Below are 25,484 nucleotides of genomic sequence, written 5' to 3'. Positions count from 1 at the left end.
AAATCTCTATATTTTTTAGCGTGAAACAGGCAGCCGGCCATCTGCCGGCCGCCGTTTCGTTTCTATCGCCATGTCAATCCTGGCTTTCTTTTTTATCCTGCTTCCCTTGCTTTTCATCCTGCTCGTCAAGATAGATGCGGATGGTTGAACCTTCTTTTACTTTCTCTCCCGGTTTGGGAGATTGCTGAACTACGACATCGCCTTCTCCGGAAGATTTCAGCTTAAAATCTAAGAGCAAAGGTTCCAGTTCTGTCACAGACAGCCCTATAAGGTTCGGAACCTCGACCATTTTTTTGTCCAGCCATTGATATTTGCGCTCGATCTGGTCTTTTCTCTTTTCGACGCCGAGCTGCGGCAGGCTGTCTCTCATGATATTTCCGACGATCGGGGCCGCAACCGTACCACCGAATTGAATCGTTCCTTTCGGATTATCAACGGCGACGTAGACGACGATGCTCGGATCATCGGAAGGCGCTGTACCGATAAACGAGACGATATGGTTGTTTTTTAAATATTTTCCGTCCTTTACTTTTTGCGCCGTTCCCGTTTTTCCCCCTACCCGGTAGCCCTCGACAAATGCGTTGCGCCCTGTTCCCTGGGCGACGACGCTTTCAAGCGCATAGCGGATCTTTTTGGATGTTTCCTCAGAAATCACTTTTCTTTTCGCGACCGGTGTCTGTTTTTTGACCGTTTGTTTTGTGACGGGGTCAATCCACTCTTTGGCGATATACGGCGTATACAAGGTTCCGCCGTTGACCGCGGCGGAAACGGCAGCCACCTGCTGGATCGGCGTCACCGATACCCCCTGTCCAAAAGCGGTTGTCGCCTGCTCTACAGGACCGACACGATCGAGCGGAAATAAAATCCCTGTCCCTTCTCCCTGCAGGTCGATTCCGGTTTTCTTTCCAAAACCGAAATCATCAATGTAGCTGAACAGCTTTTCTTTACCAAGCCGCTGGCCAAGTTCGACAAAGCCGGGGTTGCAGGAATTTTGCACAACCTCAAGAAACGACTGTGAGCCGTGGCCCCCCCGTTTCCAACATTTCAGCCTTGCGCCGTCCACTTCTACAGACCCTTTATCATAAAAATGGTCTTTCTGCAGGTTGACCTTCTCCTCCTCCAAAGCGGCCGCAAGCGTGATGATTTTAAACGTGGATCCCGGCTCATAGGTGCTCCACACAGGCAGATTCCGGTTATAGACTTTTGGATCGATTGATTGATAGTTTGCCGGATCAAAATCCGGTCTGGACACCATGGCAAGGATTTCGCCGTTCTTCGGATTCATCGCCACACCGACCATCCCGTCGGGGTTATACTTCGCTTCGGCGATGTCAAATTCCCGCTCCATGATCGTCTGCACCCTGGTATCGATCGTCAGCTTCATATCAAGGCCGTCTTTTGGCGGTGTATAGTCATCCGCCTCACCGGGCATTCTTTTTCCTTTGGCATCCGAGTAAAACTTCACATACCCTTTTTCGCCTCTGAGTTCTTCATCATAGTAGGCTTCAAGCCCGAGCAAGCCCTGGTTGTCGATCCCGGCGAAGCCGAGCACATGTGACAGATAGCTCCCGAACGGATAGTGCCTGACACTGTCTTCTGCGATATAAACGCCTTTCAAATTCAAATCTCTGACTTCCTTTGCTTTTTCGTGGGAAATTTTCCGGCCTTCGGGATTGATTCTTTCAATCGAGGTTTTCTTTGTGACGTGTTTATACGCTTTTTCTTCCGACATATTCAAGACGCTGGCGAGCAGCTTGCTCGTTTTAATCGGGTTTTCAACCTGCTTGGGGACGACCAAAACGGACGGCGCGCTTTTATTTGTCGCAAGCTTGACCCCGTTTCGGTCAAGGATTTCACCTCTTTCCGGCTCAAAAGGGAGATTCCGGCTCCAGGAGTCCTTTGCTAAATTCGTCAGTTTTTCCCCCATGACAAACTGGACGTAACCGAGCCTTGTATCGATAATCAAAAAGATGATCACACCAAAAAGCAATACAAATATTAACCGTTTTCTGACCGTTACATGAGAAACGCGCAAGAGACCGTTCACTCCTTATTTAGGCTTGTTTTATTTTTATGCCCCGGAGCATTTTAATAGAACGGCAGCGGTTTGTGTATTTTCTCACTGCTAGGACAGAAGGCTACCGGCAGCTGCCGATAGCCTTCCTTTTGACACTATGAATTTTTCAAGCCGACTTTAACGACCGTATTCGTTTTCAGTTCCTTGCCTTCCTTTACGCTCTGGCTTGTCACATAGCCCTGCCCGCTAGTTTCGATATGAATGCCGGCCATGGAACCGAAGCGGAGGGCATCTCGTTTCGACCAGCCCGTCATATCCGGCATTTTGATTTTGCCGTCTGTTTTCAGAAAGACCCGTTCATTCGGAAGAATCTCTTCACCGGCTTTCGGATACTGTTCTCTAACAGCGACCCCCTCACCGATCGTGATGGGAGCAAGGCCTTTTTCTTCGGCTTCTTTGACCGCAGATTCCTTGCGCTTTTGCGTCAAGGCAGGCATCTTGACCTGTTTTTCTTCTGTTTTTTCGTCTTCCGTTTTGCTTTCTTTCGGTGAGATATTTAAATAGAGAAGGCTATTTTTCATGACCGGTTTAAAGATTTTCGACACCGGCTCAGAGCCTGTCTCGGTCGCTTTTAGCTTGGGCTGCTGAACGGCGACATAGACGAGAAGCTCAGGGTCGTCTTTCGGCGCCATGCCCATGAAGGAGAACACGTAGTTTTCCCGGCCGGTCAAATATCTGCCGTCCTCTCCGGCAATTTGCGCCGTTCCCGTTTTTCCGGCGACGTCAAACCCTTCGATCTTATACGGCTGCCCCGTTCCTTTTTCAGATGTGACAACTTGTCGCAACAGCTTGCGCACTTCTTTTGCCGTATCCGCCGATATCGGCTGGCCGACTTGTTCAGGTTTATTTTGCAGAACCGTTTTCTTTTGATCCGGATCAACGACATGATCGATCACATACGGCTTCATCATCTTCCCGTTGTTAGCGATGGCTGTTGCGGCCTGGAGCTGCTGGATCGGTGTTACCGCAGACGCCTGTCCGTAAGCCGTCGACACTTTATCACGCTCATATTTAAAGTTGATTTTACTTGAAGCTTCGTTTGGCAGATCAATGCCTGTTTTTTCGTAAAAATGGAATTTCCTTAAATATTGGTTAAAACGGTCTGTGCCGAGCTTCTCATTGGCAAGGATGGCAAAGGCGACGTTGGAAGAACGCACGACACCTTCGTCAAATGGAATTGTTCCCCAGCCGTTTCCGTTGTTATGGTCTTTAATCGGTTTGTCTTTTTTGGAGACGGAATAGCTTCCCGATTTATATCGATCCTTTCCATTGTAAACCCCTTCTTCGATCGCCGCCGCCAAGGTGAAGATCTTCATCGTCGATCCCGGCTCGAACGGGTAGGAGACGAGGTCGTTATAATAATTGCTCACATTGCGCTTATTCGGATCAAAGCTCGGTCTTTGCCCCATCGCCAGCACTTTTCCTGTTTTTGGATCAACGACCGCCGCCATGATTTTTTTCGGTTTATACTCTTTTTGCACCGTTGTCATGCTGTCTTCCAGGAAAGCCTGAATTTTTTGGTCGATCGTCAGATACACATCGTCTCCGTTATCCGGCGCTTTGATCTTTTCATCGCTGTTCGGCAGGCGCCAGCCCGTTCTGTCGGTATCGTATGACATGTATCCATCCGTTTCCTTCAGGTATTGATCGAGCGTTTTTTCAAGACCCATCACACCTGACATGACACCCGTTTTTGCATTGACTTGGGAAAAGCCGATCAGGTTGGAAGCGAAAATTCCGTTCGGATAGTATCTCTTCGTATCGCGCTCAAAGGCGATCCCCGGAAGATCGAGCTTTTCGATTTTTTCCTTCTGGGTGTATGTCAAATCCCGTCCTGCTGATCCGAATTCGACTTGAAACGCTCCTTCTGCATCTTTGTTGAGAAGATCGAGTATTTTTCCCTCATCCATGCCGATAATCGGCGCAAGTTTTTCCGCCGTCATTTGCTTATCTTGGACATAATCGGGCTTCATCTTTTTGTTCAAAATCGCAACCAGCTTGTAAGTCGCGGTGTCTTCCGCAAGCACTTTTCCGTTTTGATCCAAAATCGACCCTCTGTGGGCTTCAATCGTCCGTTTTTTTTCATATTGCTCGTTCGCCTTTACGGCAAGCACTTCCCCGTTTACTTTTCCCGTCGCTTGAATAAATGCGAATCTTCCTAAAATGACAAAGAAAAAGAGGGCAAAACAAATACTGAGTATTGCCGCTCCTCTGTTCATAAATTTATTCTTTTTCGGCATCATTTGCATCATTCCTGTATGCTTTTTACTTTTTTGTCGCCTAAGTTAAGGCCTCTTTCACGGGCAATTTTCATGATACGGTCAGGTTCTTTCAGCTCGTCAGCCGTTTTTTCGAGGTCATCGACTTTGTTTTTTTCCGCTTCAACCTTTTTTTCGAGCTTTTGAATTTCAATATTGGTCTGATATGCCGCAAAAGCTTTGGAAATCATAAAGATTGATGCGCTGAGCACCGCCAGGGCAAAAAGGACGATCAGCACTTTCTCCCCCAATGTAATGGATGCTCTTCTTCGGATGATAACGGTTTGTTCTGCACTTTGTGTCTGTCTTTGCTGTTTGTCCACCTTATAAGCCAGATTGCTCATAGACTGATGACCTCCTTTTCATTCGTACAGCTCATTCTCGTGCTTTTTCCGCGACGCGCAGCTTCGCTGAGCGGGCACGGTTATTATGTTCAAGCTCTTCTTTTGAAGCTGTGATCGGCTTCTTGTTGACCAGTTTCAGTTTCGGTTCAAACTCCTTGGGGATCACGGGCAAGCCGTGCGGCAGTTCAGGAAGCGAAGCCATTTCTTTAAATGTCGTCTTGCAAATCCGGTCTTCCAGCGAGTGAAATGTAATGACCGATACCCTTCCGCCTGGCTTCAGCACCTCGATCGCCTGCAAAAGCGCTTCTTCAAATACTTTCAATTCATCATTCACCGCGATCCGAATCGCCTGGAAAATCCGTTTTGCCGGATGCCCGCCGCTTCTTCTCGCCGGTGCGGGAATCGCTTCTTTGATGATATCGACAAGCTGGCCTGTTGTTTCAATAGGCGATTTTTCTCTTGCCTCTTCAATCTTTCTGGCTATTTGCTTGCTGAATTTTTCTTCTCCGTATTTAAAGAAAATTTTCACGAGATCCTCATAACGCCACTCATTGACGACTTCCTTCGCCGTGAGCCGGGCCGATTGGTCCATCCTCATATCAAGAGGAGCGTCATGGTGGTAGCTGAATCCCCTTTCCGGCGTATCCAGCTGAGGAGATGAGACGCCTAAATCAAATAAAACACCGTCCACCTTCGCAATGCCGATTTCGTTTAGACGGTCTTTTAAATACCGAAAATTACTTTTGATGAAAACGACTTGTCCTTCGTATCCCGCCAGCTTTTCCTCGGCATGGCGGAGCGCGGTTTCATCCTGGTCAAAAGCGATCAATCTGCCGTCCTTTGACAGCTGGGAAAGCAAATATTCGCTGTGACCCGCACCGCCTAATGTGCAGTCTACATATGTACCGTCTTCTTTTACATTTAAACCGTCGACTGTTTCTTTTAATAGTACTGTTTTATGCTGAAACATGTTCTTATTTAGTCCCACCTTTTTCAAATGAACGAATTTAGAGAGCGACGCCGCAAAGATTCATTATATATCAAAGCCGATCATGTTTTCAGCAATTTCGGCAAATGAATCTTCCTGCTCTTCTACATATTGTTCCCAAATCTCTTTGCTCCACAATTCAATTCGATTTGAAACTCCGATGACCACACATTCCTTCTCGAGCTTCGCATAGCTTAACAGCGGCGATGCGATGTTGATCCGGCCCTGCTTGTCCAATTCGCATTCTGTGGCTCCGGAGAAAAAAAAGCGGGTGAAAGCGCGTGCGTCTTTCTTTGTGAGAGGAAGAGCTTTCAGTTTTTCCTCGATGAGCTTCCATTCGGACATCGGGTAGCCAAACAGGCACTGATCAAGCCCTCGCGTCAGAACGAACTGTTCGCCGAGGCCTTCCCTGAACTTTGCCGGGACGATCATGCGGCCTTTTGAATCAATCGTATGCTGGTATTCACCCATAAACATGATCTCGGCCCCCACTTTCCATCCTCAACTCACCACTATCCACCACTTCTCTCCACATATTCATTTTACACTGTTTTAGAACAAAAAAAAACCCTGAACTACTCAGGGTTTTTTAAAAAATTATTTCAAAGTTTGACAACTTGATGCATATTTTGAAATGAATATGGCAGTTTTTTGTATTTTTCCAAGAAATCCGGACCGTATTTATTCAAATAATACATGATATTCCAAATTCTCTCCTGCGGAGCGCCTGATGGCCTCAGACTCGTTTGAATTTTGTCAAAATCGCGCAGAATGTTGTTTTCCCTTTCTTCTATCTTTCTCAGCACCGCTTTCTCCAAGAATCCCAGCTGATCTTGAATAAAGGCGGCATTCTTCTTTAACAGCGGCTCAAGGCTCCTGTCGATTTCCAGCGCTTCTTGCACCACTGAAGAATGGATGCCTGCAATTTTGTCTTTCGCGCTTTTGACAGACGCGGTAAATTCGCTTGGCACTCTGCTTTGAAAAAACTGGTCTTTCCTTGCAAGAGCTCCCTGTTCAAGGGATTCCCGGAGTTCTATACCCCGTTCAGACAGCTTTTTTTCAATATGGCGCTCAAGAAAGGTGATTTGCAGCCTCGGTACAACAGGAGGCATTTTAAAACCCATCACCTGAAAAGCGCCCTTCAATTCTCCCCAATAATTGATTTCCCCGGGACCTGCTATAAAGGCCAATGTCGGCAGAAGGAATTCCTGCATCAGCGGCCTTGTCACGACATTATTGCTAAAGGCTTCCGGCGTTTTGTCGATCAAATCGAAAAGCTCGGACGGCGTCCATTCAAGGTCAAGTTCTTTTATGAAAAATACATCGTCCTTTTTTTCGATCAAAAACCGCTCTTCCTCATGTTCGTAAAAAAGATTGGCGTGCTGTGCCGCTCCTTCAATGATCGGCGAATAGCCCATTTCCGTCATGAGCGCCTGCTGCCGTTTGACTGACTCAGCGAGCTGATCATTGTTTTTGACCAACTGCTGAAAAAACCCGGCTTCAAGGGCTCTGATTCCCGGATCTCCGGAATTCAGCATAACCAAGCCTTCTTTTTCAAACATATCGGCGACAATGTATTCAAAAAACTCAGTAAAGGAGGATGATTGCCGTAAACATCGCCTTAAATGAGTGAGAAGCCCATTCGTGTATTCCGTCTCTTCAAAAGATGCGAAAATCCCGTTCAGCCATGTTTCGGTTTTGTCTGTGTCAAGCGGGGTGTTGGCAGCCTGGCTTTTTTTCCAGTGGGGCTGGGCCAGCTTATATTTTTTAACATGTCCGCTGTCCGATATAAATAAATGATTGATCTCTTCCAAATCATGGTCTTCTCCCGCGACCCAAAACACCGGGATGACCGGAACGTTCAGTTCTTGTTCTTTTTGCTTTGCTAAAACAAGGATCGAAATGATTTTATGTATGGTATAAAGCGGTCCTGTCAAAAGACCGGCCTGCTGTCCGCCGACAATGACGACGCTTTCGGGATCACGAAGGCGCTCAATCGCTTTGTTCATGTTTTCCGATTGAAATTTGCGATGGTAATCGAGCAGATAATCGACCAGAGCGGCGCGGTTATAAGTCCGGGATGAAAGGTCATTCAGACGGACTTTCCAATCCTCTTTCGTTAAGCCGTAATCAAAAAACGGCCCGATCACGTTGTTTCCATTTATATAGTCTCGTACAAAAGGATTTTGACTTTGTATGGAAAGTTCAGTAAGCTGCATCTTTCGAACTTCCTTTCTCCAATAAATAGTTAGCTTTCCGAAACGAGTATAGCATGTTCAGCGCTTCGGTCAAAAGATTTAGCTTCATCCCTCTTCCGCAGCCTTTATGCTGTCATATAAAAAGGTGAGGTGAGGGGCGTCGCGTCCGGTTTCTTTCGCCCGTTTCAGCAAATAGCCCATAATGGCATCCGCTTCCGTCCGCCTTCTGTTAAGGACATCCGCGAGCATCGAAGAGGTGTTCATTCCTGTCTTCCGGCAGACTGAAAGAACATTTTCCCAAGCCGTCTCCGGGTCGTCAATCGCCAAAATCCGGCTTGCCTCCTCAAACACAAGTTTCATAAATGACAAGTACATCGGCGCCTCTATCAACCTGCCGTTTTTCACCCGCAAAAGAGCTGTCAGCGGATTGATGCAGGCGTTGACAATCAATTTTCCGGCAAGCATTTGATGCCAGTCATCACACCAAGTGAAAGGAAAAGCTTCATGAACGGACGCCAGCTCTTTTTTCAGCCGGTCGGCCGAAAAGGAACGGAATGCGCTCCATTTCACAGCTCCTTTCCCCGTGTGCCGAAATGAACGGTCATCCACCCTGACGGCTCCGTGTTCAACAGCACCGACATAAATCCGGTGGGTCGTACGCCAATTTTCTAGCACTGGAATGTGGGCCATTCCATTTTGCAGAAACACGATATCAAGCGGGGCCGCTTTTTCCAACTCAGGCAAAACAGCAGCCAGCTGATGCTCTTTTACAGCCACGAAAAGAAGGTCATAGCCCGAACCGAGCTCCGCCTTGCCCATGACTTCGGCGGTCTGTTCGTTTCCGTCTTCCACTAGGCGGATTCCCTTTTCCTGAATAGCTTCAGCCTGTTCCCTCCGTCTTGTGATCACCGTCACCTGATGGCGGAAGGAAAAGTAGTATGCAAAAAGAAGGCCGATTGAACCTCCACCAACAACTCCGATTCTCAATTCTCACACCCCGGCTTTTTTCATATACTGTATATCATAGCAGAATTTTAAACAATTGACCCGTAAGTTGTTTCAAATTTTCAGATAACCATTTCCTGTCGTGATATTAGAAAATTTGTATCATTTGGATTTTTGTAAAAAAGCGTTTACAATATAAGTAGATCACTAACAAGGGGGTAACATGATGGTCAAAGTGGAACGTTTGCTGATCAACTATAAAACGCTTGAGGAATTTAAAAAGTTCAGGGAATACGGCCTTCAAGAGCTGTCCATGCTGGAAGACCTTGAAAGCAACATGATTGAAAACGACAGCAATTCACCGTTTTACGGCATCTATTACGGGGATCGGCTCGTGGCGAGAATGAGCCTGTATCAAGTAGATGGAAATTCCAACCAATACTTTGAGGAAGGTGAAGACTACCTGGAGCTTTGGAAGCTTGAAGTTCTGCCCGGATACCAGCGAAACGGATACGGGACGATGCTGGTAGAATTCGCCAAATCATACGGACTGCCGATTCGCACAAGTCCGCGTGTAAAATCATCTGATTTCTGGAGCAAAATGGGCTTTAAACCGGTAAAATACGATATGGCCCGCGACAAAGGGGAAAACCCGCTCGTTTGGCATCCAAACAGCGAAGCAAATCAAAGCTCAGAATCAGCTTAAAACAAAAAAACCGGCCGAAAAGCATAGTGGCCGGTTCTCTATTCCTCCATCCGTTCAAGATTTCCGTTCGGTTCCATTTGAAACTTCACCTTTTTATTTCTCTCATCTTCCTGAAGGACGACCATTTTTCTGGCCCGCTCCATGATTTCAATCAACGCTTTATAATCATCCTCAGTCAATTCCAGCTGTTTCTTCAGCGATTCGTTTTCGCTCCTGAGCTTTTCAACCTCCTGCTTTAATTCATTGACTTCTTCAACGAGCCGTTTTTTCTCTTCGGCGAATTCTTTCTGAGCCGGGGCTTCCTTCAGTTTTTCTAAAAAGCTGATGACATCCTCAATTGTCATGTTTTCCGTTTTGTCTCCAGATATGGTTTTGACGGAGTTCGGCAGATTGGCGGAATGGATGCCGATTTTCTTGCGGAGCTCTTTGCGCTGTTTTTTTGCCAGTTCAATTCCTGATTGATATTGCTTCCTGACAAAGGAATTCCAGCGGAAGCCGCAGGCGGCCGCTGTCCGGCTCAGCGCTTTGCCGACTTCTTCAAACGCCGAAAGCTGTGTGCCCCCTTCCCGAATATGCCTCAATACAACCTCAGCCAGCAATATATCTTCATCTTTTGTCCATGCATCCTGTCTTGTGATTGTCAAAGATATCCCCCTCCATGACTTTATGAATTTACCTCATACATATGCGGCTGATAGAGTAGATAGACTATTTTCTTTTCAGGAAATAAAAGGATGGGGGCGATTTGCATATAAAAAAACACAAGACCTGAAGTCTTGTGTTTTCATCTTGACGAATTAGTTGCTTTTTACGTCTTTTCCTTTGTATGATCCACATGCTTTGCAGACGCGGTGTGAAAGTTTCATCTCACCGCAGTTTGGGCATTCTACCATACCAGGCACTTGCAATTTAAAATGTGTACGACGAAGTCTTTTTTTCGTTTTAGAAGTTCTTCTAAAAGGTACAGCCATTATTCCCACCTCCTTAAAGAGCGTTAAGATTCATCTTCTTGTTTTAAGAGCTTCTCAAGTCCGGCAAGTCTCGGATCGATCCGATTTTTCCGGTCATCTTCTGTAATGACCTGCCAATCCTTGCCTTCTTGGGGAGCACCTTCTTCATTTTGTACAGTTTCACAAAAGATTTGCATAGGGATCTCAAGAAGGATTTCCTCTTTCACGACCGGCGTCAAGTCGATGAGATCGTCTTCCACAATATGAACGTCTTCATCTTCCATCTCATCGGTCTTATGAAATATAAACAGTTCTTTTGTTGAAATACTGAATGGATAACGAACATCAACAAGCGTTCTGGAACAAGGCAAGATCATCTCGCCCGAAATCGTGAAATCAAATGCAGCCTGCTTTGAGCGGATTTCCGCTTTTCCTTTCACCCGAACCGGCGAAATCCGGCGTATATCCGAGTTTTGAGAGAGTTCGCTTAAATCAACTGTTTCATCAAATTCAAAGTCTTTCTTCGGCATTTGATTCAGCTGATGTATCGTCCATTTCATTGTATCACCTCTAAGAGAGCAACAAACATGATTATAGCTTTCATCATGTTTTTTGTCAATATTTTTTCTTTACAGATCACACGCCCGCGTCTTTCGTTCGTTGACATCGCCCGCAACAATTCATACACTTAAAAAAACGCTGCCAAAACAGGCGTCCTAAACACATATGTGTAAATGTATCACATCTATTTCTAGAGATGCAAGAGAGGTGAAAAGATGAAAGCGGTCGGTCTTGTTGTTGAATACAATCCATTTCATAACGGACACTTATTTCATATAAAAGAGGCAAAGGCACAAACGGGAAGCGATGTGGCGGTCGCCGTCATGAGCGGCTCTTTTTTGCAGCGCGGCGAACCCGCCATCGTTTCCAAATGGGCCAGGACAAAAATGGCGCTCATGTCCCATGCTGACATTGTCGTTGAATTGCCGTACGCATTCGCCGTCCAAAAGGCGGAAACGTTTGCGGCAGGAGCTGTCTCCATCTTGAATGAATTAGGGTGCCGCTCATTGTTTTTCGGAAGTGAACACGGCGATATTGACGCGTTCATCCAAACCGTGCGATTCACCGCCGAGCATGGAGATGCGCTTGACGGGGAGGTAAAAAAGCATATTGCGGTTGGACTAAGCTACCCGGCAGCAATGGCAAAGGCTTTTCAAACTGTGGCGGAAAACAGGCCGACACTTGACCTTTCCAAACCGAACAACATTCTCGGGTTCCACTATGTCAAAACGATCTTAGAGAAGCATTTTCAAATGAAGCCTGAGACTGTCAAACGGCGCTCCTCCGGCTATCACGATTCCATTCTTCCTGAAAAAAGCCAAATCGCCAGCGCGACAAGCATCCGCAAATCAATGCTTGAAAACGGGAGCCTTGCCGAAAGCAGCTTCTATCTGCCTGAAGCATCAAAAGATGAGCTGAATGAATATCTGCGGACTTTCGGGCTCTGGCATTCGCCTGAAGATTATTTCCCTTTTTTGAAATACAGTCTGTATACGATGGATACAGAAGAATTGGCCGGGGTGTATGAGGTTGAAGAAGGTCTTGAACACCGGGTGAAAAAAGCCATTCGCAAAGCGGGCTCTTTTATGGAATATATGGAGCTTTTAAAGACGAAACGCTATACATGGACAAGGCTGCAGCGCATGAACACACATATTTTAATGAAAGTGAAAAAATCTGCTGTTCACAGCATCCTTGCCGAAAACCGGCCCGCTTATATCAGGCTGCTCGGCATGACCAAAAAAGGCCAGGCATACCTTGCGTCTCAGAAAAAAAGCTTGTGTGTCCCGCTGATCACCAAGATCGGATCTTTCACACATCCGTCCCTTCAATTGGACATCAGAGCAGGGCGGGTGTACAGCGCACCGCTGAAGGAGCCTGAACAAACGAAGCTGACAGAGCAGGAATATTCGCTTTCACCGATTAGATTTGACGAAGACAGCCGTATATTTTTGCGCAAATGAAAAACACCTTGATCAGGTGTTTTTCACTTTTATTTCCAAATATTCGATCGCATCATCCATCGTGTCGACCGGGACGATTTTCATGTCGGTGTTGATGTCTTTCGCCGTTTTGACCGCTTCTTCATAATTCGATCCTTTTTTCCCGCCTTCATTGGGTGCGAAAAAGATGTCAGCTCCCGCTTTGTCCGCGGCGACGACTTTCTGGCTGATCCCCCCGATCGGACCGACTTTGCCTTCGTCATCAATCGTTCCTGTTCCCGCGATATGATGCCCTTTTGTCTCATCCTTTTTTGTCAGCTGATTATAGATTTCCATTGACATCATCAGCCCGGCCGAAGGTCCGCCGATATTTTCAATATCAAGTTTGACCTCGGGCTTGACTTTGACATCGCGGTCTGTGATAAGAGATACGCCAAGTCCGGCCCGCTTCGGATCCTCTTTAAAGGTTTTAAGCTTCAAGTCATACGTCTTTTCTTTTTGATCCCTTTCAATAGCGACCTTCACCTGATCCCCGGCTTTTTTCGATTCGATATAGCGGACAAGGCTTTCCGCAGAGCGAAATGTTTGACCGTCCACCGCTTTGATTTTGTCTCCGACCTCAATTTTTCCTTCTGCAGGCATGCCTGAGACGACATACATGGCATAGACGCCGTTGAATGTATAGCTGACATCTTTACCCGCCCGCTTGTATGCTGCGATCATCGCATTCTCTTGGGAGTCTCTCATCATTTGCAGCTGCCTTTTCATATACTCCTCATCAGATTCCCCTTGTTGTTTGAAGTTTTCTTCGGGAAGCACTTCATGGTAAGGGCGGATCTTGGCCCACATGTATGTAATCGGATTGGCAGGACCGACTTTAACTGTCATTAAAGAAAAGCTTCCTTTTTCCGAATAGCCGCCGTCGACTTTAATTAAAGGCTTCAATTCTGTCGCCTCGCCCGGCTCAGTGATGTAATATGGCAGCTTGATAAACGAAAGGGCCGCCCCAATGATTATGATCAATAACGCGATACGGATCAATCTTCTTTTTTGCATCAATATGTAACCCTCCATCTTTTTTTAACGGCCGGCCTTTTTAACATTCACGGCTGACTCAAATACTTTCTGCGCTGCGGCTTTTAGGAGTCCGCCTGTTTTGATTCTCATAATGGTGGTCTAAAATCAGGACCAAGCTTCGTATAATGATAAAGAAGTTTTGGGCAAGCTCCAGTTTATTTTATCATGATCCAGTTTCCAATGTGTATTCACAGCCGTAACGCAAGGGGGGTTAGAAATGGACATGTCAAAGGTAAAGACGTTCATCATTGCCGTTTTGCTGCTTTTGTTTACTGCTGCCGTCATTACCCACCCGCAGGAATCATTCGACGCTTCAAAAAGCGGACTTGCCATGTGGTGGGAGGTCGTATTCCCTTCCCTTTTGCCTTTTTTTATTTTATCAGAGCTCTTAATCGGGTTTGGAATCGTCAGCTTTGTCGGGCTGCTTCTGGAGCCTTTCATGCGGCCCGTGTTCCGCGTGCCCGGTGTCGGGGGATTCGTGCTTGCCATGGGTATGGCTTCAGGCAATCCGGCCGGTGCAAAGCTGACGTCACGGCTTAGACAAGAGCGGCAGATTTCCAGGGTTGAAGCAGAGCGGCTTGCTTCATTCACCAATTCATCTAACCCGCTGTTTATTTTTGGAGCAGTCGCGGTTGGCTTTTTTCATAATCCGTCACTCGGAGTCGTTCTTGCAGCAGCGCACTATTTAGGCAACTTCGCGGTCGGACTGACGATGCGCTCCTATGGAAGAAAAGAAGAAAACCGCACCGCAAGAAAAAAGAAGCTCCCCCTGCCTTCAATTAAAGAAGCATTCAAAGCGCTTCACCAAGCCCGGCTTAAAGAAAAACGGCCGCTCGGCAAGCTGCTGAGTGATGCTGTCATTTCCTCCGTGCAAACCTTGCTGATGGTAGGCGGTTTTATCATTCTTTTTTCTGTCTTTAATAACATTCTCTCCGTCATTCATATAACGGACATTCTTTCCAAAGGCACAAGAATGATTTTGACTGCGCTTCAGTTCCCGGCTGCTTTTGACAAACCTCTATTATCGGGAGTGTTTGAGATAACGCTTGGCAGCAAACTGGTCAGCGCGACGGATGCATCATTGCTTGAAAAAGCCGTGATCGTCAGCTTCATTCTCGGATTCAGCGGTTTTTGCGTACAAGCTCAAGTGGCCGGGATTCTCGCAGAAACGGATATTCGCTTCAAACCGTTTTTTATCGCCCGCTTCCTCCAGGGCATTTATGCAGCTGTATTTGTGCTGATCTTGTGGAAGCCGCTTTATACTTCCTTCCATACGCCGGCAGAGCCCGTCTTTTCCCTGATTCCGGACGGGAAAACGGAATCTTTTTTGGCCCAGATGTTAAGCACCATGGCAGAGGCCGGACCGCTTCTGACGATCGGCACCCTTCTGCTGTATGTCATTCTTTACGCAAAAACGTGTGCACCTGCTAAAAAATGAGCAGCCGGATAAGGCCGCTCATTTTTTGGCAAACTTTTGTTCAAGCGCAGATTCGACCGCTTCCGGAACGAGCTCTGCAACAGATCCTTTGTATTTTGCCACCTCTTTGACAATGCTTGAACTTAAGAACGAGTATTGATTGTTCGTCATCATAAAAAATGTCTCAATGTCCTCGTCAAGCACTTTATTCATCGAGGTTCCCTGCATCTCATATTCAAAATCAGAGACAGCCCGCAAGCCGCGCAGGATGACATTGGCCTGCTTGCTTTTGGCATAGTCAATCAAAAGCCCCTGAAAAGATTCAACACGAACATTCTGGATATCCCGCGTGACTTCACGCAGCAGCTCACAGCGCTCTTCCACCGTAAACAGCGGCTTTTTCGCAGAGTTATTCAGAACGCATACATACACTTGATCAAACACTTTCGCCCCGCGCCTGATAATATCCAAATGTCCAAACGTCACCGGGTCGAAACTTCCGGGACATACGGCAATGTTAGCCATCCCCATTCCCTCTCTTTCTGTATATCGTTACACCTGTTAAACCGTATATTTCCTGCCTCGTCATCAGTAGTTTTCCTACGGCTTCCGGAAGTGCGACTTCCTTCGCATGCTCAGTGACAATAAACCCTGTATCGGTCAGCAAATCCGCTTCATCAATCACCGATAAAAGCGCTTCCAGTTTCTGTTCCCGATACGGCGGATCCAAAAACACCGCATCAAAGGTGATGCCCCTTTTCACCAATGCATGCAAGGCTCTTTCAGCATCGTTTCTGTAAACCTCTGCACGCTTTTCTAAACTGAGTGTTCTCAAGTTTCCTTTTACGGTTTGCACAGCTTTAAAATCCCGGTCTACAAAAATGAAGCGGTCAAAACCCCTGGACAGCGTTTCAATGCCCAACCCTCCGCTTCCAGCGTATAGATCAAGGCCGCTTCCTCCGTCAAAATACGGGCCGACCATATTAAATATGGACTCTTTAACCTTGTCAGTCGTCGGCCTTGTTGACGTTCCAGGCACCGCTTTCAAAACACGTCCCTTATACGTTCCAGAAATCACTCTCATACTTCCACCACTTTTTCTTGAAAAAAATCATCACTATCTTATCACAAAGTGTTTTTTGGCACAAACACCCAAAGTGCAAATTCATATGTATAGCGGCCGGACCTCATGGTGATAATAATAGCAACAGCATCGATTGATGTTGTTGCCAACCGCGGAGAAGACTTACGTTTCCCCATAAGTTCTTCCTCCGGTTTCTCCTCTCCCTTTGCCTTCTCCTTAAATCTTTAAGGAATAGAAGGACCCCGCAGGGTTTTTTCTGCGGGGATTTTTTTAAAATGAACCGTGTTAGATTCCTGCTTTATAGTCATATTCCTTTGCTTTGTCCAGCTTGGATTCAAATTCCATTTTCAAAAACGGCTTATAGGATAGGTCCACCTGTTTGACAAAAGAATAAGAGCGAATCTTGGCCATGATGCTCTCGGCCTCTTCCATATTGCAATACACCACCACATATTTCAGCCGTTTTGAAACGTAATGAACATTTCCGAATTTCCTGAGCATTTTCGCCTGCTTCAGCGAATGAAGCCAAACGATCAATCCTTGACGCCTGATATCCAAAATGATCACCTGCCTGTCGCTTCTATTACCTTATGTTCTATGAAAAAGACGAGACTAACAAGGTCTAGTCAGGAAACTTTACAGCCGCAGCTGCCGCCTGATCCGCAGCCGCCGCCGCAAGATGAAAGATTATCAAAATAAGGGTTCCCAGTCGGCACTTTAATATGTTTTGACACCGCCTGGCCGATCTCCACGCTGACCTCATCTAAAATGCTTTGGAGCTCGGTTTCGGCTCTTTTAAATTCGGCCACCGTATCATGCAGGTCCAGCTTCCGTTTAATATCCCTCATTTTTTTTGAAATCTCTTTATAATCAGGATGATACTTTCCAAAACGCTGTACATCCTCATATTGTTCTTTTATTTTGTTAAACAAAGCGATGATGCGCCCAGCCTCTTCATCTTCCCGGAGACGCTTGTAGCACTTTCTGTAATGTTCAGCCGCCTCTGATTGAAGAATCATGCCGGCCAACACATCTGCTTCATTTTGAATCCTGAGCGATTCCATCGTGGCATACATTGACATGCACCTCCAGCTATTAGTGTATCACAAAACAGCCGTTTTCAAAATGTATATGTCAATGCCATACTTTTTTAAATCAACCGAAGGCTTTAGAGGGGTTCATCTTGCTCGAGTCCAGTGATCTGCTCCGACTCTGAGCTCCCCTTTGGCTTCGGTTTATAGGTTGTGCAGCCCGCCAGCAGTATGCACAAACAAAAAATCAGCCAGCATTTCTTCATCTGAATCAACTCCCTCAGCCCTATCTTTTACGAATCGTGACGTTTTTATAATCACAAAAAAAGACTCAGGCTCGGTTAATCCTGAGTGCGCATCGCTTGAAACATCTGCATCATCATGTTAGCCATCTGAATCCCGTTTGAAAACTGGTTGACACGGTGGGGAATCGTTTTTTCATAAAAATTCATCATATCCAGCTGAAAGGAAGACAGATCATTCGGTCTCCGCGAAAGCCTGCGGTACCAGATCGGCTGCTCGCGGATAAACCGGCGGCGCTCCTCATCGGCGAATACAAACTCCTGTACTTCTTTGCGCATACGAATCTCCTTTGCTAATCTTTTCGGAAAGAAAACGGATGCTCGCCGCCACCATGGTTTTCCTGTTTTCCACTTCCGGCCGAAAACTGGTTGAGCAAGCTTTGCAGCGAAGAAATAGACTGGCTCATTTTATTGATCTGCTCATTCATTTGGTTAGCGTCCATCTTCTTTACAGCCTTGACCATTTTCGAAATAAAATCGTTTTTGCCGCCGTCTCCCGATGGTGTTTCTGTTGATGTTTCATGTTCTCTGTACGGCTCCCATATGTCGTCATCTTCCCCTAGCAAAACCCAGTTTTCATACACTTCCTGCCAGCTCTTTTGCTCTTTTCGAACTTCGGAAATCAGCTTAGGATGCCGTTTGATAAACCGTTTAAACTCTTCAATAGAAGATTGCGCGTTTTGATTTGCCAAGTCTACACCCCCTCCGAAAACAAGTGCCTACTATAATGTATCCGTTCCGCGCAGATTTTGTTCGCCTAAATTTTTTCTGTCATTCAAACATAAATCTCTTCCCTGGAGAGCGGCGATGTTGAACGGTGGATGCCTTCTCCCATTTTCCTGCATTCAGATACAGCAATCGGAACCGTCTTGATTTCATTTTTAACTCCATCACCCTCGGTAAACATGCCTAACTGTTAATCAGGGCCGTTGCGCTCCATTGCAAATAAGACAAGCCCGGGATACTCCCGGGCTTGTCAAGGTTATTGCCATTGTTTAATAAAGTTTTGCGTATAATATTTCTCATCCACCCCGACACCGAGATGGGTATAGTCCGCGTTCAGCAGAGCTTTTCTGTGTCCTTCGCTGTTCATCCAGCCTTCTACGGCAGCAGGCCCGTCGACATAGTTGAGCGCGATGTTTTCCCCCGCCTGTTCAAAGTTCACCTTTCCTTTTTCCAGGCGGTCTTTTAATGTTCCATCCGTTTCTGACACATGGGAAAAATATTGATGTTCCTTCATATCGCTGCTGTGGCCGTATGCAACCTTTGAAACGGCTTCATCCCAGTCCAGCCGGGAGAGGCCGCGCCTTTGTCGGATCACATTGGTCAAGTCGAAAATCTGTCTTTCGTTCGCCCTCTCAATTTTCTTCCAATCCGCTTCAGTGAGGGTTTTCGGCTCAATCAGCGCTCCTCTGTATACGACCTCATACGGCCTTTGTTTAATCAATGTCGCTGCGTCAAATGCCCTGACGCTCGACAAAGTGCCGTCAAATTTGTCCATATAAAGCTGAACATAACGGTTGCCCGCTTTCACGGTCGGCCTCGTGTTCATATCCTCTTCGGAAAACTCAAACCGGTATGAATTGCCGTCGTATTTGACATTGACATAAGGTGCAATCTGGGTCGTTTTAAAGACGTCTCTTGACGGCTGACCAATTTTAAATGGCGATACATTGATTCCGTCGCCTGTCGCAAAAAGCGTCACAGCCTTATGATTCTGAATGCCGATTTGCACATACTGCTTTTTCCCTTGATTATAGACCCACCAATCATAATCATATGCTGAAGGGTCCACTCTGTCGGGCTTTCCCAATTTCTTTTCAATCGTTTCGGATGATTTTCCGATAAATGACAGCAAACCAGACGAAGGAATGTTTAACGATTTCTCCTTTTTCGCATCATTGCTGGAAACCTGTGGCTTGTCTTCTTTGACGATCTTCTCGGGATTTGATCCGTATTGAATGAAAAGGGCGTATGAAGCTGCGACGATTAGAAGAATCACAAAAACTCTCAATACATTTTTCAAATTTTCACCTCCGGCTAATCGGTCTGTCTATCCATAAAAAGGATCCGGGTCGGTTCCGTCCAAATGGTCTTTAGTGTCATTTAAACAGAACTGACGCGAATTTTCAATGATATTACAGACTATTACCATGTGGAATCAAATATGTTTTTAATGAAGAAAATCTCCGGACCTCTCTTCATTTTCCGAAATAAACGTCAGCGCGTCCCCTGCCTGACGATTCGATTTTTCATAAGTTGAGACATCTCCGAGGGTGATGATGCCCGCCAGCGTTTTTCCGTTTGTGACCGGAATCCTTCTGATCTGATAATCTCCCATGAGGTCGACTGCTTTTTCAATTGTATCATCTTCACTTAATGTGATAAGCTCTGTTGTCATCACATTTGTCACCTTTTGTGAATTCGGTTTTTTTGCGGCTATTCCGCGCAATACCAAATCCCTGTCTGTTACGATCCCGACGAGTTCAAGATGTTCGTCAAGCACGACCGGAATCGCTCCGACATTTCCGTCTTTCATTTTCACGGCTGCCTCATATACATTGTCGAGAACGGTACAATATAAAATGTCCTTTGTCATGATGTCTTTCACACGCGTCAACAAAAAGACCTCCCTCTTGTCTTTAGACTTTGTTCATATTGTCGTCAAGCCATGCGCGATTCATACTTTTCACAAAAATATTTATATATCGCTCCTGCCAGGATTGAAAGTTTAACGCTTTCATACTATGATTGTCAGTAAAGGTAATTTTTTAAAAAGGGGGCTTTAAGGGATGAAATTTGAAGAATCCGGTATTGAAGGGCTGACTGCTGATCTTAATCGACTGGACGATATCATGGAAAATGAGGGGTTTGTCAGGGCCGGCCAATGGGATTATGAACGGGTGACCTATGACCGCAAATTTGACATGGTGGAAGGAAGATATTATCTGCGGGTTTTCGGATATGCGATTGAAGGCGATGTCGGCGCAAAACGCGCAGTGATTAAGCTGATGACGCCGCTTTTAGGAAAATATTATTATCCGCATGGGGTTGAATACGGAGAAAATGAGCATTTTCCAAAGCAGCTGCTTCAAACAAGCCGCTCTGTTTTAAAAGCCGTCAAGGAAAAAGTTTCCGCGCTCGAAGTGTAACAAGCCTTACATAAAAAGGGTACAGCCGGTTAGGGGCTGTACCCTTTTTCATCTCAATGGACCGTTGATGGAGAGTAATCTTCCAATTCTTCTTCATCCTTTGCCCTTTCCTTTTTAGCCCAGCTGAAGAAGACGATCGCCAAAAATGTTCCATACACAATTTCCTGGATAATTTTCATCACGATTGCTCCGAGCTGCTGATCTTCCAAAACCGGCATGCTGCTGAACATTTCCGGACCTGTGAGAGACATGCCGCTCAGCATATCAAGAGGTACACACAATTTCATCGCTTCCACCCAAGCGGATGGATCAGAGTATGTCGCATACAGAGGCGTACCGCTGAACATAATCAAAGCACAGGCAGGTGTGAGCAATATTCCGTCAGCCATAATGTAACCCATTTTCAAAAGTCCGTTCATTTGCGGAAGCCCCTCGATCCGATGAATCAGCGGCCACCACATGAAAAACCCGGCAATAAAAAGCAAAACCGTTACCGCCGCATGGTAAACAGCATCTGTCTTAATAAAATCAAACACAAACGGAACATGATACATCGAAAATAAGCCGTTAAACACGATAATGGCAATCAAAGGCTTTGTCAAAAACCGAAAGAGCGGTTTAACAACCGGCCGAAAAATGAATTTCTTCCATAACCATGCCGGCACCCCAAGGATGATGAGCGGCGGCACCACCAAGTATAAAATCGCCATCTGTGCCATATGTGCGCTGAACATGATATGTCCAAGCAAATCAAGCGGACTGCCTTTTGACATATAGACAAGAACCATGGCGGACAGAAACAAACTGATTTCTTTTCTTGAAGCCCGTTCGTTTTCAGATCCTAAACGAGTGACCAGAAAAAAATAAAGAGCCGTGACGACAAGGACAGCCCCTAGGAAATAGGGGCTCCAAAGCGCACGAAAACCGAAGATCTCAAGGCTGCCCATCGTGAGCATCCTCCTTTCTGAATTACAACCAGATCAGCGTCATAAAGGCCAAAACGGTAACAAACGCGACCAAAACTCCTGAATAGAGGAATAAAGAAGGCGCTTCATGCCCCCGCTGACTCATATGCATAAAATAATAGAGCTGAAACGCAACCTGAATGATCGCCAGCAGCAAAATGAACGGAACCGTAAACCATATGCCGGCATCTGAAGCCACCGTCAAAAAAGCGACAATGGTCAGACCGATCATCAAACCAAAAGAAATGAGCTGGTATTTCATGTCCTCCGCGTTTTTCTTTCTGCGGTAAGCAAGATCTGTTTTGGGGTTTCCTCTGTTTTCATTATTCACCATTCTATCCCACCATCCCCATCAAGTATACAACGGTAAAGATAAACACCCAGACAACGTCGATAAAGTGCCAGTAAAGACTCGCAACAAAAAATTTCGGGGCGTTGTACAGGCTCAAGCCGCGTCCCATGTTGCGGATCATCAATGTGATGATCCAGAGAAGCCCGAAGGTAACGTGTGCTCCGTGTGTACCGACGAGCGTGTAAAAAGCCGATCCGAGAGCGGAGCTTGTAATGGTAAAGTCATATTCGTGCACGTAATGGTTGAATTCGTAAATCTCCAGTGCAAGGAAGCCGGCGCCGAGCAAAACGGTAATTCCCAGCCAGATCTGCATCTTTTTAAAAGCGAAGTTCTTCATGTGATGCATCGCATAAACGCTCGTCAAACTGCTTGTGAGCAGGAGCATCGTCGCCGCAAACACAAGGCTGATGTCGAACATGTCGCTCGTTTTCGGCCCGCCTGCATTTGACCCTTTTAGCGCGAGATAAGTCGCGAAGAGAGACGCGAACAGTACGGTCTCTCCTCCGAGAAATAGCCAAAATCCGATAAACTTATTTTTTCCTTCTAAAGTTGCTTTTTCAGGAGAAGCCGGGAAGGTTTCAGCCGTTAATTTCTCTTCTGTATGCATTATGCCTTCACCCCTTTGTCATCGTCATCCATCAGATCTTCTTTATGAATATGGTATCCGTGATCATCAATCACAGATCTCAGGAGCATCGACAGGAATGTGATTCCCAGCCCGATCAGGATGACAGGCAGCCCCCAGGCAAACTCCGTCCGATACATAAAGCCAAACGCCGAAACAAACAGCCCAAAGGACATAATGAGAGGAAGAATCGAGCCGTTCGGCATATGAACATCCTGAAGAGGCTCGGCAGCCGTCATCGTTTGCTTGCCGGCTCTTTTCTCAATCCATAAAGCATCAAGACCCCTGACAAGCGGCAGCTGCTTAAAGTTGTATTCCGGAGGCGGAGATGAAACGGCCCATTCGAGCGTTCTTCCGTCTCCCCAAGGGTCGCTTCCGACTTTCTTCCCTTTGGCTGCCGTCACTATGATATTGAACACCAGTATAATGACAGCGGCCGCCATAAACAATGCCCCAATTGAGCTGACCAGGTTCGCCGCGTCAAGGCCCTGATTCGGCAAGTACGTGAATACGCGTCTCGGCATCCCCCACAATCCAAGCCAATGCTGGATGAAGAATGTCAGGTGGAAGCCGATGAAAAAGAGCACAAAAGTAATTTTCCCTAAAGATTCGCTGAGCATTTTGCCGAACATTTTCGGCCACCAGTAATGGGCGCCTGCCAACAGGGCCAAAACGACACCGCCAATGATGACGTAATGGAAATGGGCAACGACAAAGTACGTATCATGGAATTGATAGTCGGCAGGTGCAGCGGCCAGCATAACCCCTGTCACCCCGCCCATGACAAAAGACGGAATAAACGATACCGCATAAAGCATCGGTGTCGTGAACTTAATGCTTCCGCCCCAGGCCGTCAAAAGCCAGTTGAAGACTTTGATCCCCGTCGGAACGGCGATGGCCATCGTTGCCACTGCAAATATCGCGTTTGCCACAGGTCCGAGGCCTGTCGTAAACATGTGGTGAGCCCATACCATGAAGCCTAAAAAGCCGATCAGCACGGTCGCAAAAACCATAGATGAATAGCCAAACAGCCTTTTTCTGGAGAAAACCGGTATGATCTCTGAAAAGATTCCGAACGACGGCAAAATGAGAATATAAACTTCAGGATGACCGAAAATCCAAAACAGATGTTCCCAAATGATCGTATTACCGCCTAATTCAGGATTAAAAAAGCTTGTGCCGAACAATCTGTCAAACATCAATAGCGCAATTCCGACCGTTAAAGGAGGAAAAGCGAACAGAATGAGTGCGGAAGCCACAAACGTCGTCCATGTGAAAAGCGGCAGTCTCATATAGGTCATTCCCGGCGCCCTCATGTTAATGATCGTCGCCAAAAAGTTGATCCCCGCAATCAGTGTACCGATCCCCGATATTTGCAGACCGAGCACAAAGAAGTCGATCCCGTGCCCTTCCGAATTAAGAGAAAGCGAAGCATAAGACGTCCAGCCGGCATCGGGCGCCCCTCCCAGAAACCAGCTTAAGTTCAGGAAAATGCCGCCGAAAAAGAACAGCCAGAACCCAAGTGAATTCAAGAATGGAAATGCGACATCACGCGCTCCGATCTGCAGCGGAACAACGGCGTTCATCAAGGCAAACAGAAGCGGCATGGCCGCCAGGAAAATCATCGTTGTGCCGTGCATTGTCATAATCTCATTATAGACGCCGGCGCTTACGATATCGTTCTGCGGGAACATCAGCTGAATCCGGATCAGCATCGCTTCAATGCCTCCGAGGATAAAGAAAAACCCGCCGGCAACTAAATAAAGTATGGCAATCTTTTTATGATCGACAGTTGTTAAGTAATCCCATAATACAGCCCCAAAACCTTGCTTTTGTTTAAGCGTACTCACAATGTAACCTCCCTCATTCTCCCTTTGAAGCGTTAGTCTTCGGTTTTTAACCCCTTCAAGTATTCAGTCAGTGCATCGAGTTCCCTGTCGTTTAAATCAGGGTATGTTCCGGTCATTTTGTTGCCCGGCTTGATGCTTTCAGGGTCCTTGAGCCATGCTCTCAGGTTTTCATCGTTAAACTCCTTGACACCGGCTATTTTGGACCTTTCTCCAAAGGTCGCGAGATTCGGTGCGGTTCTAGCCGCTTCAGCCCTTTGGTCTTTCGTATCTGTCGCATGACAGCTCAGGCAGTTTTTCTGTTTGAAAACCTTTTCACCTTCGATAGCAAGGTCTGTTGTCGGCTTTGCATCATAGTTTTCCATTTTGCTCATCCACTTTTTGAAATCATCCTTCGAAACCGCTTTAACCTTAAAGTCCATCAAAGCGTGTGAAGGTCCGCAAAGCTCGGCGCACTTGCCGTAAAAATATTCCCCCGCCTTTTTGGCCCGCTCTGAATCGAACGTTAAATAAAATTCGTTTTCATTTTCAGTATTCGTATCAACTTTTCCGCCAACGGCAGGAACCCAGAATGAATGCTTGACATCGGAAGCCTTCAGTTTGAAATAAACCCGTTCATCTGTCGGCACAACCAGCTCCTGGCTTGTCACAACACCGTAGTCCGGATACTCAAATTCCCACCAGTACAGGTTTGCCCGGACATTGACGACCAGCGCTTTTTCCGGGTCTCTGTTTTTCTTATCCATCGGCTTCGTATCAGCTAAATCAAATGTTTGCGCGACAACAGGTACGACAAGGATGAGAAGAAGAAGAATCGGAATAACAGTCCATAAAATTTCTAAATTTCGGTTTCCTTCAACCTGTTTCGGAATGTGGTCTTCACCTAGACGAGACCTTCTGTATTTGACGATGACAAACACGAAGATGAAGCTTACCACGACAACGACAACCACCATGATCAGCGTGCTGAGAACCATCAGGTCATATTGCTTATCCGCCACTTCCCCAGCGGGCGTCAGCGTAGATAAAAACGGTTCTCCACACCCTGTTAAAACGAGCGCCAAAACAGCAAACAGCGAAATCAGACGCCACTTTTTAAACATTCAACCCAACCCCTTTTCAATCAATCCTTTTGGAACTTCCTGCTTAAGCTTTTATAGGAC

29 protein-coding genes are annotated in these 25,484 nt (G+C 46.4%); 4 read left to right on the top strand and 25 right to left on the bottom strand.

The features are described 5' to 3' along the window. Positions 1-73 precede the first annotated feature (73 nt). The 7 genes from ACINLD_RS03630 to ACINLD_RS03600 form a co-directional block, all read right to left on the bottom strand. Complete coding sequence (locus ACINLD_RS03630; protein ID WP_026586864.1) at positions 74-2,035, bottom strand: stage V sporulation protein D; 1,962 nt, start codon at positions 2,033-2,035, stop codon at positions 74-76. Positions 2,036-2,172: 137 nt separating this feature from the next. Then, positions 2,173-4,317, bottom strand: coding sequence for a penicillin-binding protein (locus ACINLD_RS03625; RefSeq protein WP_026586863.1), 2,145 nt, complete (start codon positions 4,315-4,317; stop codon positions 2,173-2,175). An 8-nt stretch (positions 4,318-4,325) separates the two neighbouring features. Continuing rightward, on the bottom strand, positions 4,326-4,679 hold the full coding sequence (ftsL, locus tag ACINLD_RS03620) for a cell division protein FtsL (RefSeq protein WP_026586862.1): 354 nt from the start codon (positions 4,677-4,679) through the stop codon (positions 4,326-4,328). Between the two features lie 31 nt (positions 4,680-4,710). Continuing rightward, positions 4,711-5,649 carry a 16S rRNA (cytosine(1402)-N(4))-methyltransferase RsmH gene (gene rsmH / locus ACINLD_RS03615; protein WP_026586861.1) on the bottom strand — a complete coding sequence of 313 codons (939 nt, stop codon included), beginning with the start codon at positions 5,647-5,649 and terminating at the stop codon, positions 4,711-4,713. Positions 5,650-5,712: 63 nt separating this feature from the next. After that, a complete protein-coding gene (mraZ, locus tag ACINLD_RS03610; protein WP_026586860.1) occupies positions 5,713-6,144 on the bottom strand; it encodes a division/cell wall cluster transcriptional repressor MraZ in 432 nt (143 codons plus the stop codon). A gap of 125 nt (positions 6,145-6,269) precedes the next feature. Beyond that, on the bottom strand, positions 6,270-7,886 hold the full coding sequence (gene bshC, locus ACINLD_RS03605) for a bacillithiol biosynthesis cysteine-adding enzyme BshC (RefSeq protein WP_409444706.1): 1,617 nt from the start codon (positions 7,884-7,886) through the stop codon (positions 6,270-6,272). Positions 7,887-7,970: 84 nt separating this feature from the next. Further along, entirely contained in the window at positions 7,971-8,852 is an 882-nt protein-coding gene (locus tag ACINLD_RS03600) for a 2-dehydropantoate 2-reductase (RefSeq protein ID WP_277692739.1), read from the bottom strand. Positions 8,853-9,036: 184 nt separating this feature from the next. Between ACINLD_RS03600 and ACINLD_RS03595 the strand changes: the two genes are divergently transcribed. Continuing rightward, a complete protein-coding gene (locus ACINLD_RS03595) occupies positions 9,037-9,516 on the top strand; it encodes an N-acetyltransferase (protein ID WP_026586857.1) in 480 nt (159 codons plus the stop codon). A gap of 38 nt (positions 9,517-9,554) precedes the next feature. On the opposite strand, the gene gerR is transcribed toward ACINLD_RS03595, so the two are convergent. From gerR to ACINLD_RS03580, 3 genes are all read right to left on the bottom strand, one after another. Beyond that, a complete protein-coding gene (gerR, locus tag ACINLD_RS03590; RefSeq protein ID WP_026586856.1) occupies positions 9,555-10,160 on the bottom strand; it encodes a sporulation-specific transcriptional regulator GerR in 606 nt (201 codons plus the stop codon). 153 nt (positions 10,161-10,313) lie between these two features. Next, a complete protein-coding gene (gene rpmF, locus ACINLD_RS03585) occupies positions 10,314-10,487 on the bottom strand; it encodes a 50S ribosomal protein L32 (RefSeq protein WP_003181522.1) in 174 nt (57 codons plus the stop codon). 23 nt (positions 10,488-10,510) lie between these two features. Further along, positions 10,511-11,026 (bottom strand): YceD family protein, encoded by a 516-nt coding sequence (locus ACINLD_RS03580; RefSeq protein WP_026586855.1) that lies wholly within the window; start codon positions 11,024-11,026, stop codon positions 10,511-10,513. A 216-nt stretch (positions 11,027-11,242) separates the two neighbouring features. Between ACINLD_RS03580 and ACINLD_RS03575 the strand changes: the two genes are divergently transcribed. Then, on the top strand, positions 11,243-12,490 hold the full coding sequence (locus ACINLD_RS03575; protein ID WP_026586854.1) for a nucleotidyltransferase: 1,248 nt from the start codon (positions 11,243-11,245) through the stop codon (positions 12,488-12,490). Positions 12,491-12,502: 12 nt separating this feature from the next. On the opposite strand, the gene ACINLD_RS03570 is transcribed toward ACINLD_RS03575, so the two are convergent. Continuing rightward, positions 12,503-13,525, bottom strand: a complete 1,023-nt coding sequence (locus tag ACINLD_RS03570) for a SepM family pheromone-processing serine protease (RefSeq protein ID WP_409444707.1) — start codon at positions 13,523-13,525, stop codon at positions 12,503-12,505. Positions 13,526-13,763: 238 nt separating this feature from the next. Between ACINLD_RS03570 and ylbJ the strand changes: the two genes are divergently transcribed. Then, a complete protein-coding gene (gene ylbJ, locus ACINLD_RS03565) occupies positions 13,764-14,984 on the top strand; it encodes a sporulation integral membrane protein YlbJ (RefSeq protein WP_026586852.1) in 1,221 nt (406 codons plus the stop codon). Between the two features lie 18 nt (positions 14,985-15,002). On the opposite strand, the gene coaD is transcribed toward ylbJ, so the two are convergent. From coaD to ACINLD_RS03520, 9 genes are all read right to left on the bottom strand, one after another. Beyond that, a complete protein-coding gene (coaD, locus tag ACINLD_RS03560; protein WP_026586851.1) occupies positions 15,003-15,488 on the bottom strand; it encodes a pantetheine-phosphate adenylyltransferase in 486 nt (161 codons plus the stop codon). Further along, positions 15,481-16,047, bottom strand: a complete 567-nt coding sequence (gene rsmD / locus ACINLD_RS03555; protein ID WP_026586850.1) for a 16S rRNA (guanine(966)-N(2))-methyltransferase RsmD — start codon at positions 16,045-16,047, stop codon at positions 15,481-15,483. Before rsmD ends, coaD begins: the two co-directional genes overlap by 8 nt. A gap of 41 nt (positions 16,048-16,088) precedes the next feature. Further along, positions 16,089-16,223: a hypothetical protein gene (locus tag ACINLD_RS03550; RefSeq protein ID WP_256860424.1), complete on the bottom strand. Its 135-nt coding sequence runs from the start codon at positions 16,221-16,223 to the stop codon at positions 16,089-16,091. Between the two features lie 109 nt (positions 16,224-16,332). After that, positions 16,333-16,605 carry a YlbG family protein gene (locus ACINLD_RS03545; RefSeq protein ID WP_026586849.1) on the bottom strand — a complete coding sequence of 91 codons (273 nt, stop codon included), beginning with the start codon at positions 16,603-16,605 and terminating at the stop codon, positions 16,333-16,335. A gap of 68 nt (positions 16,606-16,673) precedes the next feature. Beyond that, positions 16,674-17,123, bottom strand: a complete 450-nt coding sequence (locus ACINLD_RS03540; protein ID WP_026586848.1) for a YlbF family regulator — start codon at positions 17,121-17,123, stop codon at positions 16,674-16,676. A 296-nt stretch (positions 17,124-17,419) separates the two neighbouring features. After that, positions 17,420-17,659, bottom strand: coding sequence for a YlbE-like family protein (locus ACINLD_RS03535; protein WP_026586847.1), 240 nt, complete (start codon positions 17,657-17,659; stop codon positions 17,420-17,422). Between the two features lie 14 nt (positions 17,660-17,673). Beyond that, positions 17,674-18,072: a YlbD family protein gene (locus ACINLD_RS03530; protein WP_026586846.1), complete on the bottom strand. Its 399-nt coding sequence runs from the start codon at positions 18,070-18,072 to the stop codon at positions 17,674-17,676. Between the two features lie 290 nt (positions 18,073-18,362). Next, a complete protein-coding gene (locus tag ACINLD_RS03525; protein ID WP_026586845.1) occupies positions 18,363-19,406 on the bottom strand; it encodes a CAP domain-containing protein in 1,044 nt (347 codons plus the stop codon). A 147-nt stretch (positions 19,407-19,553) separates the two neighbouring features. Beyond that, positions 19,554-20,000 carry a CBS domain-containing protein gene (locus ACINLD_RS03520; protein WP_026586844.1) on the bottom strand — a complete coding sequence of 149 codons (447 nt, stop codon included), beginning with the start codon at positions 19,998-20,000 and terminating at the stop codon, positions 19,554-19,556. A 172-nt stretch (positions 20,001-20,172) separates the two neighbouring features. Here ACINLD_RS03520 and ACINLD_RS03515 point away from each other — a divergent pair, with 172 nt between their 5' ends. Next, the gene (locus ACINLD_RS03515) at positions 20,173-20,532 is read left to right on the top strand and encodes a YugN family protein (RefSeq protein ID WP_026586843.1); all 360 of its coding nucleotides are present in this window, start codon (positions 20,173-20,175) and stop codon (positions 20,530-20,532) included. A 53-nt stretch (positions 20,533-20,585) separates the two neighbouring features. Here ACINLD_RS03515 and ctaG read toward each other — a convergent pair whose 3' ends face one another. The 5 genes from ctaG to coxB are packed head-to-tail and all read right to left on the bottom strand — an operon-like array spanning position 20,586 to position 25,424. Next, a complete protein-coding gene (gene ctaG, locus ACINLD_RS03510) occupies positions 20,586-21,479 on the bottom strand; it encodes a cytochrome c oxidase assembly factor CtaG (protein ID WP_410206912.1) in 894 nt (297 codons plus the stop codon). A 22-nt stretch (positions 21,480-21,501) separates the two neighbouring features. Next, positions 21,502-21,831, bottom strand: coding sequence for a cytochrome c oxidase subunit IVB (gene ctaF / locus ACINLD_RS03505; RefSeq protein ID WP_026586841.1), 330 nt, complete (start codon positions 21,829-21,831; stop codon positions 21,502-21,504). 1 nt (position 21,832) lies between these two features. Continuing rightward, on the bottom strand, positions 21,833-22,456 hold the full coding sequence (gene ctaE / locus ACINLD_RS03500; protein WP_026586840.1) for a cytochrome c oxidase subunit III: 624 nt from the start codon (positions 22,454-22,456) through the stop codon (positions 21,833-21,835). After that, positions 22,456-24,324 carry a cytochrome c oxidase subunit I gene (gene ctaD / locus ACINLD_RS03495; protein ID WP_077736883.1) on the bottom strand — a complete coding sequence of 623 codons (1,869 nt, stop codon included), beginning with the start codon at positions 24,322-24,324 and terminating at the stop codon, positions 22,456-22,458. The genes ctaE and ctaD overlap by 1 nt, the downstream gene beginning before the upstream one ends. A gap of 32 nt (positions 24,325-24,356) precedes the next feature. Next, positions 24,357-25,424, bottom strand: a complete 1,068-nt coding sequence (coxB, locus tag ACINLD_RS03490; RefSeq protein WP_277692734.1) for a cytochrome c oxidase subunit II — start codon at positions 25,422-25,424, stop codon at positions 24,357-24,359. Positions 25,425-25,484 lie beyond the last annotated feature (60 nt).

The organism is Bacillus sp. z60-11 (assembly GCF_046464135.1).
In the GTDB taxonomy this organism is placed as follows: domain Bacteria; phylum Bacillota; class Bacilli; order Bacillales; family Bacillaceae; genus Bacillus; species Bacillus sonorensis_A.
Note: the sequence above shows the minus strand (reverse complement) of the source record. Positions and strands in the feature narration are given on the sequence as shown.

Excerpts from the sequence above, each read along its gene's own strand:
- ACINLD_RS03625 (WP_026586863.1), bottom strand. The coding sequence starts at position 4,317 with ATGCCGAAAAAGAATAAATTTATGAACAGAGGAGCGGCAATACTCAGT.
- ftsL (WP_026586862.1), bottom strand. The coding sequence starts at position 4,679 with ATGAGCAATCTGGCTTATAAGGTGGACAAACAGCAAAGACAGACACAA.
- rsmH (WP_026586861.1), bottom strand. The coding sequence starts at position 5,649 with ATGTTTCAGCATAAAACAGTACTATTAAAAGAAACAGTCGACGGTTTA.
- mraZ (WP_026586860.1), bottom strand. The coding sequence starts at position 6,144 with ATGTTTATGGGTGAATACCAGCATACGATTGATTCAAAAGGCCGCATG.
- bshC (WP_409444706.1), bottom strand. The coding sequence starts at position 7,886 with ATGCAGCTTACTGAACTTTCCATACAAAGTCAAAATCCTTTTGTACGA.
- ACINLD_RS03595 (WP_026586857.1), top strand. The coding sequence starts at position 9,037 with ATGGTCAAAGTGGAACGTTTGCTGATCAACTATAAAACGCTTGAGGAA.
- rpmF (WP_003181522.1), bottom strand. The coding sequence starts at position 10,487 with ATGGCTGTACCTTTTAGAAGAACTTCTAAAACGAAAAAAAGACTTCGT.
- ACINLD_RS03580 (WP_026586855.1), bottom strand. The coding sequence starts at position 11,026 with ATGAAATGGACGATACATCAGCTGAATCAAATGCCGAAGAAAGACTTT.
- ACINLD_RS03575 (WP_026586854.1), top strand. The coding sequence starts at position 11,243 with ATGAAAGCGGTCGGTCTTGTTGTTGAATACAATCCATTTCATAACGGA.
- ACINLD_RS03570 (WP_409444707.1), bottom strand. The coding sequence starts at position 13,525 with ATGCAAAAAAGAAGATTGATCCGTATCGCGTTATTGATCATAATCATT.
- ylbJ (WP_026586852.1), top strand. The coding sequence starts at position 13,764 with ATGGACATGTCAAAGGTAAAGACGTTCATCATTGCCGTTTTGCTGCTT.
- coaD (WP_026586851.1), bottom strand. The coding sequence starts at position 15,488 with ATGGCTAACATTGCCGTATGTCCCGGAAGTTTCGACCCGGTGACGTTT.
- rsmD (WP_026586850.1), bottom strand. The coding sequence starts at position 16,047 with ATGAGAGTGATTTCTGGAACGTATAAGGGACGTGTTTTGAAAGCGGTG.
- ACINLD_RS03550 (WP_256860424.1), bottom strand. The coding sequence starts at position 16,223 with ATGGGGAAACGTAAGTCTTCTCCGCGGTTGGCAACAACATCAATCGAT.
- ACINLD_RS03540 (WP_026586848.1), bottom strand. The coding sequence starts at position 17,123 with ATGTATGCCACGATGGAATCGCTCAGGATTCAAAATGAAGCAGATGTG.
- ACINLD_RS03535 (WP_026586847.1), bottom strand. The coding sequence starts at position 17,659 with ATGCGCAAAGAAGTACAGGAGTTTGTATTCGCCGATGAGGAGCGCCGC.
- ACINLD_RS03515 (WP_026586843.1), top strand. The coding sequence starts at position 20,173 with ATGAAATTTGAAGAATCCGGTATTGAAGGGCTGACTGCTGATCTTAAT.
- ctaG (WP_410206912.1), bottom strand. The coding sequence starts at position 21,479 with ATGGGCAGCCTTGAGATCTTCGGTTTTCGTGCGCTTTGGAGCCCCTAT.
- ctaF (WP_026586841.1), bottom strand. The coding sequence starts at position 21,831 with ATGGTGAATAATGAAAACAGAGGAAACCCCAAAACAGATCTTGCTTAC.
- ctaE (WP_026586840.1), bottom strand. The coding sequence starts at position 22,456 with ATGCATACAGAAGAGAAATTAACGGCTGAAACCTTCCCGGCTTCTCCT.
- coxB (WP_277692734.1), bottom strand. The coding sequence starts at position 25,424 with ATGTTTAAAAAGTGGCGTCTGATTTCGCTGTTTGCTGTTTTGGCGCTC.